General features: G+C 36.0%; 18 protein-coding genes, 1 tRNA gene, 1 other RNA gene and 2 pseudogenes. 1 reads left to right on the forward strand and 21 read right to left on the reverse strand.

Translation table 11 applies throughout. The features are described from left to right. Positions 1–202: 202 nt before the first annotated feature. From DL897_RS09060 to DL897_RS09115, 13 genes and pseudogenes are all read right to left on the reverse strand, one after another. Positions 203–727, reverse strand: a complete 525-nt coding sequence (locus tag DL897_RS09060; protein WP_113658828.1) for a DUF3995 domain-containing protein — start codon at positions 725–727, stop codon at positions 203–205. Between the two features lie 1,007 nt (positions 728–1,734). Beyond that, positions 1,735–2,289, reverse strand: a complete 555-nt coding sequence (locus DL897_RS09065; RefSeq protein ID WP_113658829.1) for a TetR/AcrR family transcriptional regulator — start codon at positions 2,287–2,289, stop codon at positions 1,735–1,737. A 209-nt stretch (positions 2,290–2,498) separates the two neighbouring features. Next, a pseudogene (locus DL897_RS09070) lies at positions 2,499–3,008 on the reverse strand (alpha/beta hydrolase family protein); the annotation flags it as partial. Next, positions 2,998–3,744, reverse strand: a complete 747-nt coding sequence (locus DL897_RS09075) for a hypothetical protein (RefSeq protein ID WP_113658831.1) — start codon at positions 3,742–3,744, stop codon at positions 2,998–3,000. The pseudogene DL897_RS09070 and the gene DL897_RS09075, both read right to left, overlap by 11 nt. Positions 3,745–4,325: 581 nt before the next feature. Further along, positions 4,326–6,101 (reverse strand): ABC transporter ATP-binding protein, encoded by a 1,776-nt coding sequence (locus tag DL897_RS09080; protein ID WP_113658832.1) that lies wholly within the window; start codon positions 6,099–6,101, stop codon positions 4,326–4,328. Positions 6,102–6,137: 36 nt separating this feature from the next. Then, positions 6,138–6,407, reverse strand: coding sequence for a PqqD family protein (locus tag DL897_RS09085; RefSeq protein ID WP_113658833.1), 270 nt, complete (start codon positions 6,405–6,407; stop codon positions 6,138–6,140). Further along, positions 6,400–7,917 carry an asparagine synthase-related protein gene (locus tag DL897_RS09090; RefSeq protein ID WP_206186507.1) on the reverse strand — a complete coding sequence of 506 codons (1,518 nt, stop codon included), beginning with the start codon at positions 7,915–7,917 and terminating at the stop codon, positions 6,400–6,402. The genes DL897_RS09085 and DL897_RS09090 overlap by 8 nt, the downstream gene beginning before the upstream one ends. Before the next feature lie 79 nt (positions 7,918–7,996). Beyond that, positions 7,997–8,494 carry a lasso peptide biosynthesis B2 protein gene (locus DL897_RS09095; protein WP_113658835.1) on the reverse strand — a complete coding sequence of 166 codons (498 nt, stop codon included), beginning with the start codon at positions 8,492–8,494 and terminating at the stop codon, positions 7,997–7,999. A 73-nt stretch (positions 8,495–8,567) separates the two neighbouring features. Beyond that, positions 8,568–8,711, reverse strand: coding sequence for a hypothetical protein (locus tag DL897_RS18245; RefSeq protein WP_168188712.1), 144 nt, complete (start codon positions 8,709–8,711; stop codon positions 8,568–8,570). 90 nt (positions 8,712–8,801) lie between these two features. Next, a complete protein-coding gene (locus tag DL897_RS09100; protein WP_113658836.1) occupies positions 8,802–9,014 on the reverse strand; it encodes a hypothetical protein in 213 nt (70 codons plus the stop codon). Positions 9,015–9,294: 280 nt separating this feature from the next. Then, entirely contained in the window at positions 9,295–9,729 is a 435-nt protein-coding gene (locus DL897_RS09105; protein WP_113658837.1) for a hypothetical protein, read from the reverse strand. Between the two features lie 12 nt (positions 9,730–9,741). Continuing rightward, complete coding sequence (locus DL897_RS09110) at positions 9,742–10,038, reverse strand: hypothetical protein (protein WP_113658838.1); 297 nt, start codon at positions 10,036–10,038, stop codon at positions 9,742–9,744. Positions 10,039–10,087: 49 nt separating this feature from the next. Beyond that, positions 10,088–10,381 carry a hypothetical protein gene (locus DL897_RS09115; protein ID WP_113658839.1) on the reverse strand — a complete coding sequence of 98 codons (294 nt, stop codon included), beginning with the start codon at positions 10,379–10,381 and terminating at the stop codon, positions 10,088–10,090. 380 nt (positions 10,382–10,761) lie between these two features. On the opposite strand from DL897_RS09115, the gene DL897_RS09120 reads away from it, so the two are divergent. Continuing rightward, entirely contained in the window at positions 10,762–12,213 is a 1,452-nt protein-coding gene (locus DL897_RS09120) for a helix-turn-helix domain-containing protein (RefSeq protein WP_168188735.1), read from the forward strand. Between the two features lie 93 nt (positions 12,214–12,306). On the opposite strand, the gene DL897_RS09125 is transcribed toward DL897_RS09120, so the two are convergent. From DL897_RS09125 to DL897_RS09160, 8 genes and pseudogenes are all read right to left on the reverse strand, one after another. Continuing rightward, on the reverse strand, positions 12,307–12,870 hold the full coding sequence (locus DL897_RS09125; RefSeq protein WP_113658841.1) for an N-acetylmuramoyl-L-alanine amidase family protein: 564 nt from the start codon (positions 12,868–12,870) through the stop codon (positions 12,307–12,309). A gap of 4 nt (positions 12,871–12,874) precedes the next feature. Next, positions 12,875–13,314: pseudogene (locus DL897_RS19040) on the reverse strand (phage holin family protein). 74 nt (positions 13,315–13,388) lie between these two features. Next, positions 13,389–13,703, reverse strand: coding sequence for a hypothetical protein (locus DL897_RS09135; RefSeq protein ID WP_113658842.1), 315 nt, complete (start codon positions 13,701–13,703; stop codon positions 13,389–13,391). A gap of 46 nt (positions 13,704–13,749) precedes the next feature. Beyond that, positions 13,750–13,825 (reverse strand) — tRNA-Thr (locus DL897_RS09140). Between the two features lie 13 nt (positions 13,826–13,838). Beyond that, positions 13,839–14,202: a transfer-messenger RNA gene (gene ssrA / locus DL897_RS09145) on the reverse strand. Between the two features lie 114 nt (positions 14,203–14,316). Then, on the reverse strand, positions 14,317–14,784 hold the full coding sequence (gene smpB, locus DL897_RS09150; protein ID WP_113658843.1) for an SsrA-binding protein SmpB: 468 nt from the start codon (positions 14,782–14,784) through the stop codon (positions 14,317–14,319). Between the two features lie 175 nt (positions 14,785–14,959). After that, entirely contained in the window at positions 14,960–17,257 is a 2,298-nt protein-coding gene (gene rnr / locus DL897_RS09155; RefSeq protein ID WP_113658844.1) for a ribonuclease R, read from the reverse strand. A 106-nt stretch (positions 17,258–17,363) separates the two neighbouring features. Next, positions 17,364–18,146, reverse strand: a complete 783-nt coding sequence (locus DL897_RS09160) for an alpha/beta hydrolase (RefSeq protein ID WP_168188736.1) — start codon at positions 18,144–18,146, stop codon at positions 17,364–17,366. Between the last annotated feature and the right edge of the window lie 201 nt (positions 18,147–18,347).

Here is an 18,347-nt window from a genome sequence, read left to right on the forward strand (position 1 = left end):
CTTTGAAAAGGTGTATATATTATGCATACTCACCACTCTGCTATGTTGCGATGATCCAATAAGAATGAAAATAGCAACTCTTCAACAGTTGGAGAATCTATAAACGAAAAGAGTTTGCTCATTCATTATCAAACCTTCTAACATAATGTTGTAAATCCTCTACTTTTTGAGTTATTAATATGATATCGTTATTGCTTGTATTTCAAACACGTCGATGAGGATGTCCATGGTTGTAGTACCAAGCTGCAATAGTGAATAGAATTCCTCCTAACAGCCAAAATGGCTCCCAAAGTATAAGATACCAATGAACAGCCTGCGGACCAATAGCACTGGGAATACTTATGACACCAATTTCCATCAGTGCAACCTTAATTAAACCTACCCCTCCATAAAAGACCATCCCCATTCCAACACCAAAAGTAGAGACGAATAGCAACCAACGAGGTATGGATTGACCCCAACGACGAACCAATGCAAGTGCAAGGAATCCTAGGAGGAATTTTAGAACAGCAGTAATCCACAAAATCATAACAAAAACGGGATCACGCTCCAAAGCCATTGCTTTGATACCATTTCCAAGAGTATTGGCACCTAAGGTTCCTCCAGCAGCCCAATAGAAACTTATAGTTGCAAACATAAATGACCAAATACTAGCAGTGTATGCAGCCCACTCTTTTGATCGTGATTGTCTGGAAGTTAGATCACTAATCCTATTTTGAAAGTTCACCTATGTACACATCCTTTACATAACAAACTGGTGACAGCTACATTGATATTCCCCAAAAAACAAACAGTCCTACAATTTGGGATAATGACGATTGGAAAAAGGTTCAACGTAGGCAAGTATCACCTGCCAAACATAATTGAATCCAATGTGCAAACGATTTATTTAACGGTATAAGAAGAAAAAAATAAATACGTCTATAAACTATATATTTCTTAACAGCATACCATACTAGATGGTATTTATTTTTGGCATCTTTAAGGACAAGTTAGGAGTGGCTCCACTCTTATATAATAATTCTAGAGATATTGAAATAGATTATGGAGTTTAGTTGAGTGCATATCATGTTGTTACATGGGGAAATGGTGTACTTCAGTTGAATAATGATGAACACTCAAAACTGGTCTGGTTTGACATTGCTACAGCTTGTTAACTTAATAATCTTGTGTGTTTAAATTTGATGTGTAATGAACATTTTTATATCTAATTAGACAAGTTTCCTAGCAACTATTTTAACTATCATCTAAAGTGTGCCGAAACAAACCAATTATTAGATTCAAGCCTTTTTTGTAAAAAAACATAAAATTCGCCTTAATAAATAGCAAAATTAAAAATCTTTTCCATCAAAGGAGTGAATTATCAGTTAATTATCACCGTGTAAATCAGGTTTTTCCGGAGCCGTTTCCCAATAAAAACCTTTCATACAAGTTTCCCAATAGTTTGTTTAGTCACGAAAGTTGTCATTTATCTTAAGGATGTCCATCTTAATGCCGTGACAGTTCTCAAAGTCATCCATTGTTTCCATAAATGGCATTGCAATATTTCTTCCTAACCAATTCCTTTGGTTGTTTGGGTGTCCATGTCAACAGCTCCGTTTTCACCTAATTTATCAATACATAAGAAAAATTCATTATCAATGTGTATGGATAAAATCTATTACTCAAACATAATGGCATTGTGCTACCCATGTAAAATTTGCGAAATATCCTTGGTGCTACTAACGATGAATTTCATTCAGTCATCTTACTATATTTGGTGATATGTTGGCTAATCGTTTTAAATATATGCATAAGCTCCTTTCCTTTTATAGGTGGAATAAGGTGTTGTGAACCTATAAGTATTGTGTAATAAATTTGCGCTAACATATTACTATCAACATTGTCTTTGTAAACAGTTGCACACAATTTTTTTGCATAGTTCATTCTTTGTTCATCAACACGTTGTTGATATAACCGAATTTTCTCGTCGTGTGTTGCCCAAGAGCGTATCTTCACTTCCAGCGAACGATTTTGCTCTTTAGTAACAAGTTCAGTTAGGCGATCAAGCTTTTCACGATCAGACTCTTCACTTTGACTTAAATTAATGATTCGTTGAGTACTATCTTCCTCCCAAAATTCAAGCAATGAACGAATGTAGTCTTGACGATTTTTAAAGTGATAATAAAATGAACCTTTCGTAAGCTTTAATCGGCGACAAAGCTCATCGATTGTCAATTGATCTGGTCCTGCTTCTTCGAGTATTGCAAAACCTTCATATATCCATAAGGATTTAGTTTTACCTTTCACATTTTTGCTCCTTTCAAATTATTTAACTTGAATACACTATCTATATTAATAAGTAATAGTTGCACAATGCCGATAGTAGCATCAACTCTTGAAAGAACTTTCAACGATTTTTACTTAGCTAGATAGTATAGAGTGTAACATGACTTTCACCCAGAAACCATTCACTATATCAAAATCCCTTTCGCTTCAAATTTACTATCCTCTAATGTATCCCCTTGGTATTTATCGTTTGCACTAATATCAGCATGTTGCCATGCCAAAGCATAGTTAATAGATCATCGGTATCAAATTTTGTGAAACTGGTTTCCCAAAATTGTTCCACAAAATCTTCTATGGTCGAGTATCCCAATTCTTTATAAAGGGCTTTACGGTAAAATGCTTGAGAAAATCCCCAACTTGCATAAACACGACCAAATGTACGTAATACATGGATTGGGGGTTCTGTATATTGATCATTTTTCCACTCAGGATGTAATTGTATGATTGATTTTAAGCCATCGATAAGTATACAGTTATGGGGCCAATTTTTTGCAGTTCCAGCAAACGGTGCGATCCGTTCAACCATATTTGGATAACTTGCAGCCCATTCTAACGTTTGGATTGCTCCCATTGACGAGTGCGATTTTTTTGATACCGAATTTTTGTGTAACCAACTGATGTTGAAAACGCACGTTATCATAGATGGTCACTGATGGAAAGTTGGCTTTATCAAAAGGTGGTGGAACGGAATAAGCAATTCAACTCACTCAGCTCATACCAATAGGCTTCACCTTCTCCAAACCTTTGTTTATTCTCTTTCAATAAGAGAATGATTTCATCAGTAACATTTGTGGTGATCTCCATTTGACGTTCTTTATAATTCTTTAAGTGTTGATCATAATCATCTTCTATATGATTTATTAAATCTATCAGAAGTTGGTAACGTTGGTTCGTATATTGAACTAAATCAGAAATATTAATTGAGTGTTGGATGCTCTCTTTTCCTACTTGATGGCTATATACTATTACAGAGAAATCATCTGCTAAGTTGGGAGTGGACCAACTGGCAAAATATCTTTCCTTTCCATCTTTTAAATTAACAGGATGAACCCCAAACATGGCTCGAATATGCTTAAAATATTTATCGTCTGGTTTATTTTGATGAAAAATACTTTGGTCTTTCTCATATGGATAATCTAGTTTGAACACACGATACAGTTGTATGATTGCTTTGACAATCAGGTCCATCGCGCAAATAAGTTGCATCAAACTGAGTGATACGAAATTAGTGTTTTGATGCTTCAGCTGAATATAAGGAATTCCGTCCACAGCTACTTCAATCCAGTCCATAGCGGAACAAATGACACTCCATAGATTTTTACCATCAAAATCAGCGTACTTATTTAAAACATAATAGTGATTACTATTCACTTTCCAACGAAATTCTTGAATCAGTTCAGTTTGAAATTGGATCATCTTTCTATTTCCTATCCTCTTTGTTCATTTTTTATAAATATATGTCCTACTGAATGTCAATCTAAATGATGGGTACACAGAGATGTAAATGGCTAATCAATTTTAAATGTAATTTCTTGTTTTTTGCTCAATCACTTTATAAACTCTGTTTTTACATGTTTTGGTTGATTCATACTAAAATAAACCACAGTTTTCTCAATAAACTCAACTAAATAACAGGTGATAACACTTACTATAAACTTAGGAAATATTATGTTATTCAAGTATAATCTCTTCATCCACCTTATTACTATATCAATTCTGATATAAGACTACACTTACAATTATTTTAAATGTCAGTCGAAAGAGTTAATACCTAAATTTTCAGGATCCTGTATACTGAATCCATGGAGGTTGCTCCAAAGCATAAGTAGAAATTAACTGGTAAAGTGGGAGACTTTACTTATGCCTAGACAAATTAAATTGTCCCCAAATAACAAAAAAAAAATAAAATAGCCCCTGAGGCTCGGCTATTTAAGGGGATTTTTAAGTAAGCAACAAGGTTATTCTCTAGTTCATCAGTAATATTTATGTATACCATACTAGTTAGCTTGAAATTGTTCTCTATATAGCTGATCATAAATTCCTTTTCGCTCTAATAGCTCTTCGTGAGTTCCTACCTCTGCTACTTCTCCATCTTTGATCACTAATATACTGTCAGCATTTCGAATGGTAGCAAGACGATGAGCAACGATTATAACCGTCTTACCCTTAAATATCCTTTCTAAATGCTCTTGTAAATGGGCCTCAGTTTTTGAATCTAAAGCCGATGTAGGCTCATCCATGAGTATAATTTGTGGGTTTCTTAATAAGGCTCTAGCGATAGCTAATCGCTGTTTCTCTCCACCTGAGATTTTTACGCCACGTTCTCCGACCACCGTATCCCATCCCTGTGGAAGTTGCTGGATGAAGTCTAATATTTGTGCTTCATAACAAGCTTTCTCTAAATCTTGTATTGATGCATCAGGATTAGCATACTGAAGATTATCTTTTATGGATTTGTTCCACAAAAAAACATCTTGAGATACTAGAGTCATTTTACTTCTCAATTCTTTTAAGGGTATCTCTTTTAGGTTGTATTGATCTAAGAAAATTGAACCACTATCGGGAGTATAGAAGCCTAAAAGCAAATCTAAAATAGTGGATTTTCCTCCTCCAGATGGTCCAACAATTCCAATCAAATGACCAGGTTTAATGTGTAAGTTGATATTATTCACTTGCCCTCGATCTCCGTCATAGGCAAAGGAAACGTTTTGAAACTTAATCTCACCTTTAATTTTTAATGGGGTAGGAGAGGTTGTTTCAAAATCTTGCTCGTCGTTGACATCTAATATCTCCTTAATCATTTCTAGCTTTGGTTTTAGTTCAATCCCTTTTACTAATCCAAATTGTGCCTTTTCCAGTGAGCCAAAAAGTTGAGAGAAGTAAGCTACGAAAGCTACTAGAGATCCAATACTTAGATTTCCTTGGAAAATTTCATAGCTACCGTATCCGAATAATACTCCTATTCCTAGAGCCTGTTGACCTTTATTAAGTAGTTCAGAAAAACTCCCTACAATGAAGGCTTTAGTTCTCTCGATACGATAGTTATCTATCCATTTATATTGATAATCATTTTCTTTTTGTACCTGATTCAAAGTTTGAACCGTTTTAAGTCCTTGAACTAGCTCAGTTGTGTAGCTAGATAGCTCCTGTTGGAGTTGCATGACATTTTGAGATATATTTCTAATGGACATGGCTGGCTTTTTTGATAAGAAAAACATGATTGGTAGGATTACTAAAGAAATAATAGTTAACTTCCAATTTAGGTATATCATGATACCTGTAATACCAATAAACATCAATCCATGTAGAATCCCTGGAACAACAAACTGAGTAATATATAGATCACCAACTTCACCACAACTATACATTCGTCCAGCAATATCACCTGACTTTAAGTGATTATAAGTTTTCGGTGAGAAGTGAGTTAATTTATAAAACATCTTTTTTCTTAGCTGATCTGTGACATAAGCGCCAATTCGGTGATTATATTTGTCACCTAAAAAGGTAAATAAGGTAACAAAAATAGGAATAGAAATTAATCCAATAATTAGTCCAACTAATAAGCTCCAATTTTTTTCTGGTATAGCTGTATCAATCATCTGCTTCATAAATAAAGGAGAAGTCAGATTGAGTAAAACAGAAATGATCATAAAACCTAAACTGATAAGGATATACTTCCTTTGAAAAAAAATAAGTTGCAAAATAGAAATACCTGTCTTAGCTGTAGGCTCCTTTTGGTTATTCGCAAACTTATTCGTTTGAGTTATATTCATTCTTTCACTCCTACCATCAGCTGAGAGAGTTACATCTTAGCTAAGATGTGTTCCCGCCTTAATTAACTCTTCTTTTAACAATTCACTCTTAAAATTTGCATATGCCTCTACAATTTCCTCTTTTTCACCTTCGATTTCTCTTAACAAGTTCGATATTGCCTCTTCATTGGACTGAGCTAACAAAATTTGTTCCCAAAATAAAGTAGCAATGAGATTTAATTTGTAACAAACCCCCGTTCCAAGATGCATCAAGTGCATCTCGTTGTACAATTTAGAAACCTTCACATAGTCAGATTTCCTATACATAATCTTTCCCCTTTCTATTACTTAATCCTTGAAGCCATACCTCAGTCATACAACAAGTAATTAGCCCTGATGCGGCTATTGCCATGGACTCATTATCCATCTTTAGTATTTTATTTGCATCAATAATCCCTCTATGATGTAAGTGTGATTCTTCACTTAAAATAGATAAAATTTGATTTTTATTATGGATAACGTATTTCTCATGGAAGTTAGTCATGACAGGTTTATAGTTTCTTCGTATACATTCTTTTGGTAAGATGTTTAAAAACATAGTTCTAAGTACTATTTTATCTATCCATTGACCTCCTGAAGGAAATAGCTTATATGCCATAGGCAAAGACAAACTCCACTCCATCAACTCTTTACTATGGAATAGATGAAATGAATGTACTCCATTTTGTACATAATAATTTTCTAATAGAGAGTCTATTTCAAGATTGGAATAAGACATAAAATGATCTTTTAAAGAGAACTGAGAATAATGTTTTGCATCTATTCTTTCAATAGCATTTTGTGTTAAATATTTGTTATACCAATGTAATCTTGGATATCGTTGTTGCAAATCGGAAATGTGCGGGGTACCCAGTGCCTCATAAATATATCGAAGACTTTGTTTGAATGGTAATTGGGCAAATAAGGATCGAATTGAAATGTCACTTGAGTAACTACCGAAAATATCATCACCTAAATATCCAGTAGCTAATTTATTAGACCCCGATTGTTGTAAGACTTGTAATGTTTGTTCAAACATAGGAAAATACCCATGATTGTAAGGAAGCTCATAATTCCATTCTGGAATATATGATGATGAGCAGATCATTTCTTCTGTATCGATCTCTGTATACGAAACATTTTCATAAGATGCTACTTTTCTCGAAAAGAAAGACTCATCTGCTACTCCATTAAACTTCCAATGAACAGCTTGTACTGGTACATTCATTGAGTTTAAAAAGCTTAAAATCGACGATGAGTCCATTCCACCACTCAGGACAACTGTGATTTTATCTTCATCCTTAATTCGTTGTTTAACTGTTTTTTTCATAATTTCTCTAGCTGTATCTATATAGCAATTTAAGCTTCTATACTTATGTTGATTTTCTTTTAAACAATCAATTTGTCTAAGAGAAACTTCACCCTTGTCATAAAATAGTATGCAACCGTTTGAAACCCGTTGAATTTCATTAAAATATGACTGGTTCGAGTTTATCCTTTCTCCTAAACAAATAGATAAAATTACTTCAGGATCAATACAGTCGATCAAGTAAACCCCCTTCGGAATCAAATCTTCTACTTTTGTAGAAAAATCCAATGAAAGTTCATTTTTTCTTATATAAACCGAATACTTACACAGGAAGCTCTTATATAGAATCCCCATTTGGCTTTCCGAATCAAACAAAGCTAAAACAAAGGCCCCTTCTATATCTTTTAAAATATGAGGATTCGACTTAATAAGTAAAAGACATTGTTTTATTGCAGAATCATCTTGATCATTTCTTAAAATATGAAGCACCTCTTGATTTTGGCTAGTGGCCGACCAAATCTCTCCTTTCCATTTAAGGAAGCTTGATTTGTTTTTCATTCCGAAAAAATCAGAAAGATGATTCACTTTTCTCATTGTTTACCTCCATAGGAAAGCGATGTATTTCATTAAAATATTGCTTCACTCCATCCACGTCGTTTATGGGTTTATTTAATACCTCTATCCAACTATGATACAAATAATTAGTTGAAGAGTTTGCCGATGCTCTAGATCCAATAATAACTTGAGCTTCAATTCCTACGGAGCGTAAAGCAGCACAAGTAATAATAGATCTCTCTAAGCAAAGGCTTTCTCTCCTAAAAATATTAATAAGCACCTGAGAAAAAACGGATACTTTTCTAGCGAATAAGTACACTATTTGTGGAGTTTCTTTTATGTTAGTGGAACGTAGAGGAAAGTACTGAAGTATGTCCAAAGGATTTTCCTTTTTATAAAGGTAGATGGCCTTGAGAACTGATTTTACTATAACTATCAACTGTAAAAAATTTAAGTCAGGCACATCCACACGCTGACTGGTCCCAGTAATCATAGATTGATAAAGATCCATCAATGACTCCCCTTTTAAAAATACATACAAGAGCAACTGAAAGTCACTCTTGTATGCTTTGTGTTAATGTTAATTAATTCAATCTTCCATTGTTAGCTAATTTACTATAGATATTACCGTTACCATCGTCGTTATTATGTCCACCTGCGCCTACTACCTTTTTAATTTCTCCAACTACCTTTAACTCAGGATTTTTAAATGGGATTTTTGCTTTCAAGAATATCACCTCCATTAATTATCTGAAAACATTAATTATTAAGTGTTATACCACCCCCTTAACTTGATATAACCTAAAAGAATTTATTATTTAAATATTTTCATGTACCATCTTTCGACACTGTCGACATTTTTCTGGTCTCACTTCCCCAATAGGCCAAACAATCAAAGCATTACAAGCCAAACAAATCTCTGCATGTTTAGAAAAAATACACTCAAAGGTTCGTAACCACTTTTTCATACGGACATAATTTGTATACTTTCTGTGTATTTCAATAAAACTAGCATCATTTATCTGGTTCACTTCCACGTTCCTCTCGTATTAAGGTAATACATTACCATAAAATTAGATTTTTATTTTCTCCTGACAAGTATCGATGTGCTGCAATAAAGAGTCTCAAAAAGAACTGATCAGTTTTCAAATATGCTGGGACAAAGTCTTTACTGCTTCACTCTTCATATTCCTTTCGGATTGCTAAATTTGTAATTTTGTTTTTAATTATTCGAATGGTATAATAACAATAAGATATTTTTTTAAGGGAGCTTCATCCAATGGTGGCCGCCATCGGATGAAGCAAGTTTCCCTAAAGTACTCCAATTTTTTGAGGATGATCCAAGGAGTCTGTTGTAATTGATAGTTTTTTCTGTCGCATTAACCATTCGAAATTGAGCATCATCCTCTGATGAATTACTTCTAGGGCTTTCAATCTTACTTTTTTACATGCTGATTGGCTTCGTGTCTTGATACTTTCCTGAAACTCATCTTGTAAGCTCTGCCCTTCAGGTGTGTTAAAAAACTCAAAGGCTAATATATAAAACATTTTATTAGCCAAAGAATATGCTGTTTGCTTTGGTTGCTCTACTGATGTTTTAAACTCTAAATCTATCTTTTTTTCGTTACCAGTAGATGGTTGTTGAACCACATCCCTAAAGTCAATATCGAAGTATTCGCTTAATATTAAAGCGAACTGAACCACATCATGTCCGGAACCAGTTACTTTTACATTTATGCTTGTCATTCAATACTCTCCCTACCAGTAAATATCGTGCACTTTTCCTTTAATCCAGGTAATACCGTTCTCTGCCTTCCTCATTTGTGCTTGATCTAGATTTAAAACCAGCTCTTTATTATTCATAGTGGTGATTTGCAACATCATGGAGTGTGTTTTACTTTGATTAACCTCAAACAATGCAAACGCTACCTCTGTATCCAATACTTGATTGTATGACTTAGTTTCTGTGAGAATTTGGTACTGTGGAAGGGATTTAAAGCCTTCCATAAATGTAGCTACTTTTTGTTGCTCTCCTAGCACTTGCATTTTAAGCATCCTAATTCACCTTCCATAATTTGATAATGCACTTTTATATCGAGGAAATTTATCCAAAAATATCGTAGATTTTTCCCGTAATAAAGGTATGTCCATCCATCTGAAAAACCTTACCGTCTAACAAATCCAACTTAATCTTGTCACCTTTACTAGTAGTCATGTGTAAAAGTATTGAATCTCGTCGCTTTCTTAAATTGTGGACAGTTACTCCCGCTCGGAGTTGATCAGAATCAAAGTAATCTCTTTCTTTGTAATGTGTAATAATCTCACATTTTTGTTGCGCCTCTAAATCTCCTAAAAAAGCCTCAACTTCTTCTGATAGACCTTTCATAAATAGTTTCACAAAAGTTACACCCCTTTATAATAAAATTACTCAAAATGAATTGATTAGATAAAAGCAATATATTAGCCAATATCCTAGGATTTCGTTTACTTGCAAGTATACTACCTTCAAATTTTCTAATTAATAACATCATAAAATGATTAAATAATATTTGCAATAATTAATAAATTTTAGTTCGATGATCTCATTTCCTTAGAAAAAGTTTCAAATAGGGTTAGAAGATACACAAAAAATGAATTTTACATTTTTTTTTTGGAAAAGGACGAAAATTTTCTGATATATTGAAATTAACACCGTTTTTATGATAAAAATATTTTTAGTAGGTAATTAGGAGCGATGTCATAATGAGGAACGGTAGTGAGGACAAACCTTCGAGTGAAATGTATAAACGTATTGGTAGAGTGTTACGTCAAAAACGGAAAGCTTCAGGGAAGATTTTAGAAGACTTTGCAAATGATGACATATCTACCTCTACCATTAGCAACATTGAGCGAGGGTCTACTAAAGTCTCATGGGAGAAAGTTGTAATCTATGCTAAGGAGCTTGGTATTACAGAAGATGAACTTCCTAGTCTACTAGAGGGTGAACAGGATCAACAACAACGCTTACTGAATCAACTATTAAATCTTGAGCGCCGAATTGATCTTGAAGGACCTGATCAGGTTTTAAAAAAGATAAATAGATTAAATATTCCTTCGATTAGTCCTCTAATGGCTAATGTTGAATACCTAAAAGGTAGATGCTATTTAAAAAAGAAGAACTGGGGAAAAGCACGCTTACACTTTCATCAGGTTCTGAATATTATTAAACGCTATCCTGATTTCCACAAAACTAATTTAAAAGCGGCTTGTCACAAAGATTTAGCTAGGACTTATTACTTTCAGGAAAATGATCTGGTTAAGGCATTAGACCATGTAAATCTAGGCTTAAGGTCTTTGATTACAAAAAGTGAAAGCCAAACAGAGTACTCACTACTTATTGGTAAAATAAGCTATCTAATTAATCTAGATCAAGAAACTGAAACTGCTAAAAAAACGGTTGATAAACTTTGGGATGAAAGAGACAAGATCTATAGTATTGATGCTAAGATCAGTCTTCATGAAAACAGAGCTGCACTATTAAATAAAATGGAGCTTTATGAAGAGGCACGGGAAAGTGCATCAGAAGGAATTTCTCTGGCGCTAAAAAACAATATTTTAGATCGGGCAGTAGAGCTACTAAATACTTATGGTTCCATTTGTATCAATGAGCAAGACTTTGACCAAGCAGAGGAATATTTCCTTTTAGCTCTAGACACAAAACCTAAAATACAAAAAAAGTATCAGAAAGAGTATTTATTAGTAACCACTCTAACCTTACTCGGCAAACTATATAAAGCTCAAGGCCATACTACGAAAGCGGAAAAAGCTTTATTGGAAGCCGTAGAGCTAGGGAAGAAAACTAAATCGCAAGAAGTCCTAAGATATCATGATGCATTGGTGGCCCTTGGTGACTGTTACTTCTCAAAAAATAAATTGAGAAAAGCAATTGCCCCTTATTCCCAGGCATTAGAAATTGCCAAAATACAATCTCAGGCTCATAAAAAGTTTTTTTGGGTAGAAAAAGAACATGAACTATGGGTAAAGCTTGGAATGTGTTATGAAAAGTTTGATTCTGAGAAATTAAAATTATGTATGGAAAGATCTTTCCGTTTTAACGTAGAATATATTAAAAGAGGAGGTGGCGAATACATGGATAAACAATTTTCAAGCAAAATTTTACTCCATATTGGAGAGCCCCCTGACAATCGATCAACGTCTTTAGAAGGCGAACCACCAGATAATCTGATTTAATAGTAAACAAGCTAGAAAAAGATCATTAAATAAATCGAGGTAGGGGATTGTACCTCTACCTCTCATCCAATTAAGTATCCATTTATCTATACCTCAAGCTCTCCTTCTCCAATCAACAATTTCTGCAATAGCTAATACATGTGCTCTAGCTATTTCACTAATCTTGTTATGATCTTTTAAAAAAATGGCATCATTACAGTGATCTACAAAGCCATTTTCTGTTAAAATCGCCATCATGTTGGTTTGCCAGCAAACCTGTAAATCCATTTGTTTTGAGCCTCTGTCCTTAAAAAATTCCAATCGTTTGATGATACCCTTATGAATTTGATTCTGAGCTTCAAGTGTTTTGGCTTTTTCAGGATAGTCCCCACTATAAGTGAAAGACTCCCAACCTGTCCCTCCACCTGCATTAATATGTATGGAGAGGAAAAAGTCAGCTCCCCAAACATTTGCCTTTCTTGTCCGTTGAGACAGTGAAACATACCTATCATTCCATCTCGACATTCTTACTTTCACACCTTGATACTCAGATCGAATAATCTTTTCCATCTCCAATGCAATAGATAATGTTAAATCCTTCTCTCTTAGCCCATGGTCAACAGCTCCAAAGTCTCTGCCACCATGACCTGGATCAATGAATAGCCTAAACTCTCTCATAATTTCACTCCTGCTCCGCTTTTTCTTTTTTATTAACCTGACCCTTATCTTGTAGAACTTTTAATGCCCCTTTTACCTGTGTTGGAATTGGAACCCCTGCTTTAGCCACATTCTCCATAATGCTTAATGCTTCGTTCGCTAAGTAAAAAAGACCGCTCCATCTCGGAACAGATGCCCACTCCCTACAACTGTATCTGCCATATGAGCGATTGCCACAATGATGAACATCATAATTTTCTTCAGAATGCCTCTTCCACCTACTCGACTAGATAGCTGTCTTTCTTTTCCTGCTACTATCACACCTAGTAGAAAATCAATAATGACAAGTACTAAAAGGGCTTGTAGCCCTGAAGACCAACCTCCCCATAAATAAACGGTTAGAGAACCAGTTACTCCCGTAGCAACTTTAAAAACAGAGTCCATTTTCATTGCTCCTTCCTTCATTTTAAAAAAACAAAATTCCTCACCAGTTGTCTCTAGTGAGGAATTTTGTTAAAATTGTAATTAGGTCTTTTGCTTTACGTCCGGTGTCTGCCGGGCGTTTTTATTTTTTCCATTTGCTCGCTTACATTTGAAATCAGCGTGTGGTAGTCTTTCCCAATCCTTTGATTACTTCTTACATAGTGTATACTCAACCCTACATAACGTGGATAGGAGTACCCCTGCGGATCAACAAGTAGAAAAAACTCAGTGTCTACATCTTTTAGCTTCTCCCCTTTAAACGTCCCTTTCATTACTGCGGTACATAAGAAGTCAGCCTCAGCTCTTTCACTTAAGTGCGTGGTCAAAATGTGGTCAATTTCCATTTTTATGCTAATTTTTAATAGTTCCAAGACCCCCTAAAAACACGAAAACCCTTGATTTCTCAAGGGTTTGAAGTGGTGCTGATGACAGGATTCGAACCTGCGACCCCTTCATTACGAGTGAAGTGCTCTACCAGCTGAGCTACATCAGCACGATATTGGTTTTGGTGGAGGCGAGCGGAGTCGAACCGCTGTCCGAAGATATCGCCACGCCAGATTCTCCGAGCGCAGTCACTGTATTCAAATCTCACCCTCGAAACTGCCCAGTGACAGGCGATTTCTCAGGCCAGCCACAAATATTTCGCCTTCTAGTCTGTGGCGGACTAGTCGGCTAGCCTACTAGAATTTGAGACCCAGCAGCTCCACATAGGCGATGGAGAAGTGAGTCCTAGCTGATTTATTAGGCAGCTAGAGCGTAGTTTTCTTGTTTGCCAGTTACATTTTGGCTCTGCGTGTTTAACGAGAAGCGCAGCCCCTCGGCTCGCTACTAACGCTCGAACTATCCCCGTCGAATCCCAAAAACGCCCCCTTATGAGTGTCTTGAGATTGACTGGCTACGTTTCTATATTATAACAGATTTATTTAAAAATGCAATACTCTATCCAGGCTTTCCTCTATGAAATCGCTCATCGTTTTTGACTTTCTACCGATTATATTCCTTGAGTTTCCGCTGCATCATCCGCTCTGCATCCCGCTTAGCCATTGTTGCTCGCTTGTCATATAATTTTTTCCCACGTGCAAGGGCCAATTGTATTTTCGCATATCCATTTCTAAGATGGAGATCGAGCGGAATTAATGTTAATCCTTTTAGTTTGGTGGTACCCAGTAGCTTATCAATTTCTTTCCGACGCATCAGAAGCTTTCGGGTGCGAGTAGGATCTACATTAAAGCGGTTGCCTTGTTCATATGGGCTAATGTGCATTCCGATGATAAATATTTCTCCTTTATCAATACGGGCATGGCTATCTTTTAAGTTGACCCGTCCTTGGCGAATCGACTTGATCTCGGTACCTGTAAGGACAATACCAGCTTCAAACGTCTCTTCGATATGATAGTCATGCAGTGCTTTTTTATTTCTTGCAATCACTTTAACCCCTTTATTTTGACCCATGTTCTCACCACCAACTTTTAAAATACAGTGGATTAAATTATATCAAATAGAAATGAAAATAGTCAATACTTTCATATAAAGTAGTGGTTTATCCTGAGAAGATACGGGAGGCTTGGATTGCATATAACAACGCAGCCTCCCTTTTGCTAAATCTTCGTTAGTTATACCTCCTCCTTTATTTCTTTTTCTTTGCCTTTTTCCGTTTTACTTTTTTCTTCTTTTTCTTCTTGGCTTTATCTTTCGCTTCATCAAGGTCGATTACTTTAGGTCTTTCTTTCGGTTTACCATTTCTTGACTCATTCTTTTTAGGTTTATTTTTCTTGCGACTGCGCTCTGTAAGCTCGCCAAAGTGCTCAAGGAGCTCAAAGTCAATTTTCCTTTCTTCCAAACTAACCTGATGAACACGAATGATCACCCGATCACCAATACGGAAGATCCTTCCTGTCCGCTCACCGATCAATAGATAGGAACGATCATCGTAGTAATAGTAGTCATCAGTGAGATAGCTCACATGGACCAAGCCTTCAATCGTATTAGGTAGCTCTATAAAAATACCAAACGATGTTACACTACTGATGGTTCCTTCAAACTCTTCACCAATATGCTGCTGCATGTACTCTGCCTGTTTTAGGGCTTGTGTCTCACGTTCGGCATCCACGGCTACACGCTCACGAATGGAGGAATGCTGTGCGGCATCAGGTAAAAAGTTATTAAGCTGATCGATTCTCTCCAACGATAGGCTCCCTTGGGTGAACACTTCACGCATAATGCGATGAATAAGTAGATCTGGATAGCGGCGAATCGGTGAGGTAAAGTGTGTATAAAAAGGCGCCGCCAAACCAAAGTGACCGATACATTCGGCAGCATACTTGGCTTGTTTCATCGATCTTAGCATAACCGTACTAATCGCTTTTTCCTCAGGCAAACCACTAATCTTCGTTAGTAATCGTTGTAGAGAGCGTGGTTTTATTTTATCTGGCTTTCCTTTGATGGAGTAACCAAAGCTAGAAGCAAACTCAAAAAACGACCGTAGTCGCTCGGTATCAGGGTTTTCATGGATCCGATAAACAAAAGGGATATCCAAGCGATAAAAATGTTCGGCTACTGTCTCATTGGCTGCTAACATAAATTCTTCAATTAAACGTTCGGCCACTGTTCGAGGGCGTTTGACTACATCGACCGGCTTCCCACTTTCATCAACGACGACCTTAGCTTCATCAAAGTTAAAGTCGATCGCCCCTCGATGCATTCGTTTATTTCTTAAGATCTCAGCTAACTCTCCCATCAATCGGAAGTCTTCAACTAAGGATGAGTACTGAGCGATTAACTCAGGATCTTCATCGATCAAAATCTTTTTCACAGCAGTATAAGTCATCCGCTCATTGGTACAGATTACACTTGGATAGATATCATAATCGACCACATGTCCCTGTTGGTTGATTTCCATATCACAAGTCATGGTTAGACGATCTACTTGAGGATTAAGGCTACAGATCCCATTAGACAAACGTTTGGGTAGCATCGGTATAACTCGGTCTACTAAGTATACACTACACCCTCTCTCATAAGCTTCTCGGTCAAGAGCACTACCTTCTTGTACATAGTAGCTTACATCAGCAATATGCACTCCCAGACGGATATGACCATTTGGAAGGCGCTCGACTGATACAGCATCATCTAAGTCTTTAGCATCTTCACCATCGATCGTCACCATCTTCCGAGCTCGCAAGTCACGTCTTCCTTCGATTTCTTCTGGGCTAATTTTTTCCGGAATCTCCTCTGCTTCTCGAATAACATCTTCTGGGAATTCCTCAGGCAAACCATGCTTTCGGATGATGGAAACAATATCAACACCTGGATCATCTTTATTCCCCAAAATCTCAATGACTTCTCCTTCTGCACTATGTCTACCTTTGGGATAATTTAGAAGCTTGACTACTACTTTTTGTTTATTTTCCGCTCCTTGACGATGTTCAGCTGGAATAAATATATCGGTGGTTAAACGCGGATCATCAGGTACCACAAACCCAAAATGCTGATTCAATGCAATAAAGGTACCTACAATTTGCTCGCGCCCTCTCTTTACAATACGGACAATTTCTCCTTCAGGACGACGATCTTGTCTTTTCCGTGTATGGATACGGGCTAAAACTAGATCCTTATCCATTGCACCATTCATATCATTAGGCTGAATAAAGACATCTTGCATTTGAGCATGATCAGGAATGACAAATCCATATCCTTTGGAACTCCCTTGTAATGTCCCTCGAACTAAATTAAAGCGTTCTGGCACACCATATCTCTTAGTCCTTGTCTGTACGATTTTTCCATCTGCTTCAAGCTCATTGACTAACCGAATAAATTCATCTTTCTTTTCTTCATCTACTGCAAAAGCGATGATTAATTCTTCAAGTGTAAGTGGTTTATATGCTTGTTCCAGCATAAACCTTCGAATATCGAGTTCAGTTGTCATTCATTTTTGCTCCTTTCAACTAAACCTAACCTCTTCAAGCTTACCATCTAAACTAGACGGTTTATCTTTTTTTAAAGGTCTATAATCAAATGTTTCGCTCTCTAGTTTAGACGTGATTAGGATTTTTACTCAAATTTTGGTTGTTGTTAACTATAAATTGTTCAACTTCCTGGAATAATTTCCCTCGTTCTTTATCTAATGTAATAATATGACAGGATTTCTCATACCAAGATAAAGATTTCTTTTCAGATGAAATATGATTATAAATATAATTAGCACTTTCCGGTTTTACTGTTTCATCATGCCGGGATTGAATAATCAGTGCTGGGACATTCACTTTAGAAAGATTAGGGCGCAAAGCGGAACGAATAAACTTTCGTAAGCTTGCAACACATTTTATGGGTGTTCGATCCATTTTAACCATCATTGCTTCAATTTCCGGATCGCGTTTCCGTCTATTTTTAGGTTTATAAAAGGGGTAGAAGTGATAAATAAATGATGCTAGCATGTCTCCCCAATGCTGAATCCAAATCGGGGCACACATCGAAATAACGCCATCGACTTGCTTTTGTGATGCTAAATATAAGCTAAGCGCTCCACCCATCGATAATCCTGCAACATATATATGATCCAAATTTTCCTTATTCAAATAGTCGTAGGCGTCATCAACCGTTTTCCACCAATCTTCCCAATCAGTTTCTGCCATTACTTCTGCTGTTTTACCATGTCCAGCTAACAAAGGTGCATATACTGTATACCCTTTATCTATAAAATATTGTCCCATAGGTCTAAGTTCTGAAGGATTAGACATAAAACCATGTATTAACAGGATTCCCGTTTTTCCACCAGAATAAAAAAAAGGCTCTGGTGAGCGTCGAACGATCTTCATTGATCCCCACTCCTTTTCAAAAAAATTAATATAAAACATGCAAATAATGGTTGTCCACAAGCTCTTAATTCCACTAAATCCTTTTTATTAATCCATCGTCAGTCTAACCATAAATATTATTTTACTAAAATATCCCCTTTACTTTTCATTTTTAATTCATAACAATTCTAAGGTTGATATTTTAGACAGTAATCATTTGTT

The organism is Thermoflavimicrobium daqui, from assembly GCF_003313465.1.
Taxonomy (GTDB): Bacteria; Bacillota; Bacilli; order Thermoactinomycetales; family Thermoactinomycetaceae; genus Thermoflavimicrobium; species Thermoflavimicrobium daqui.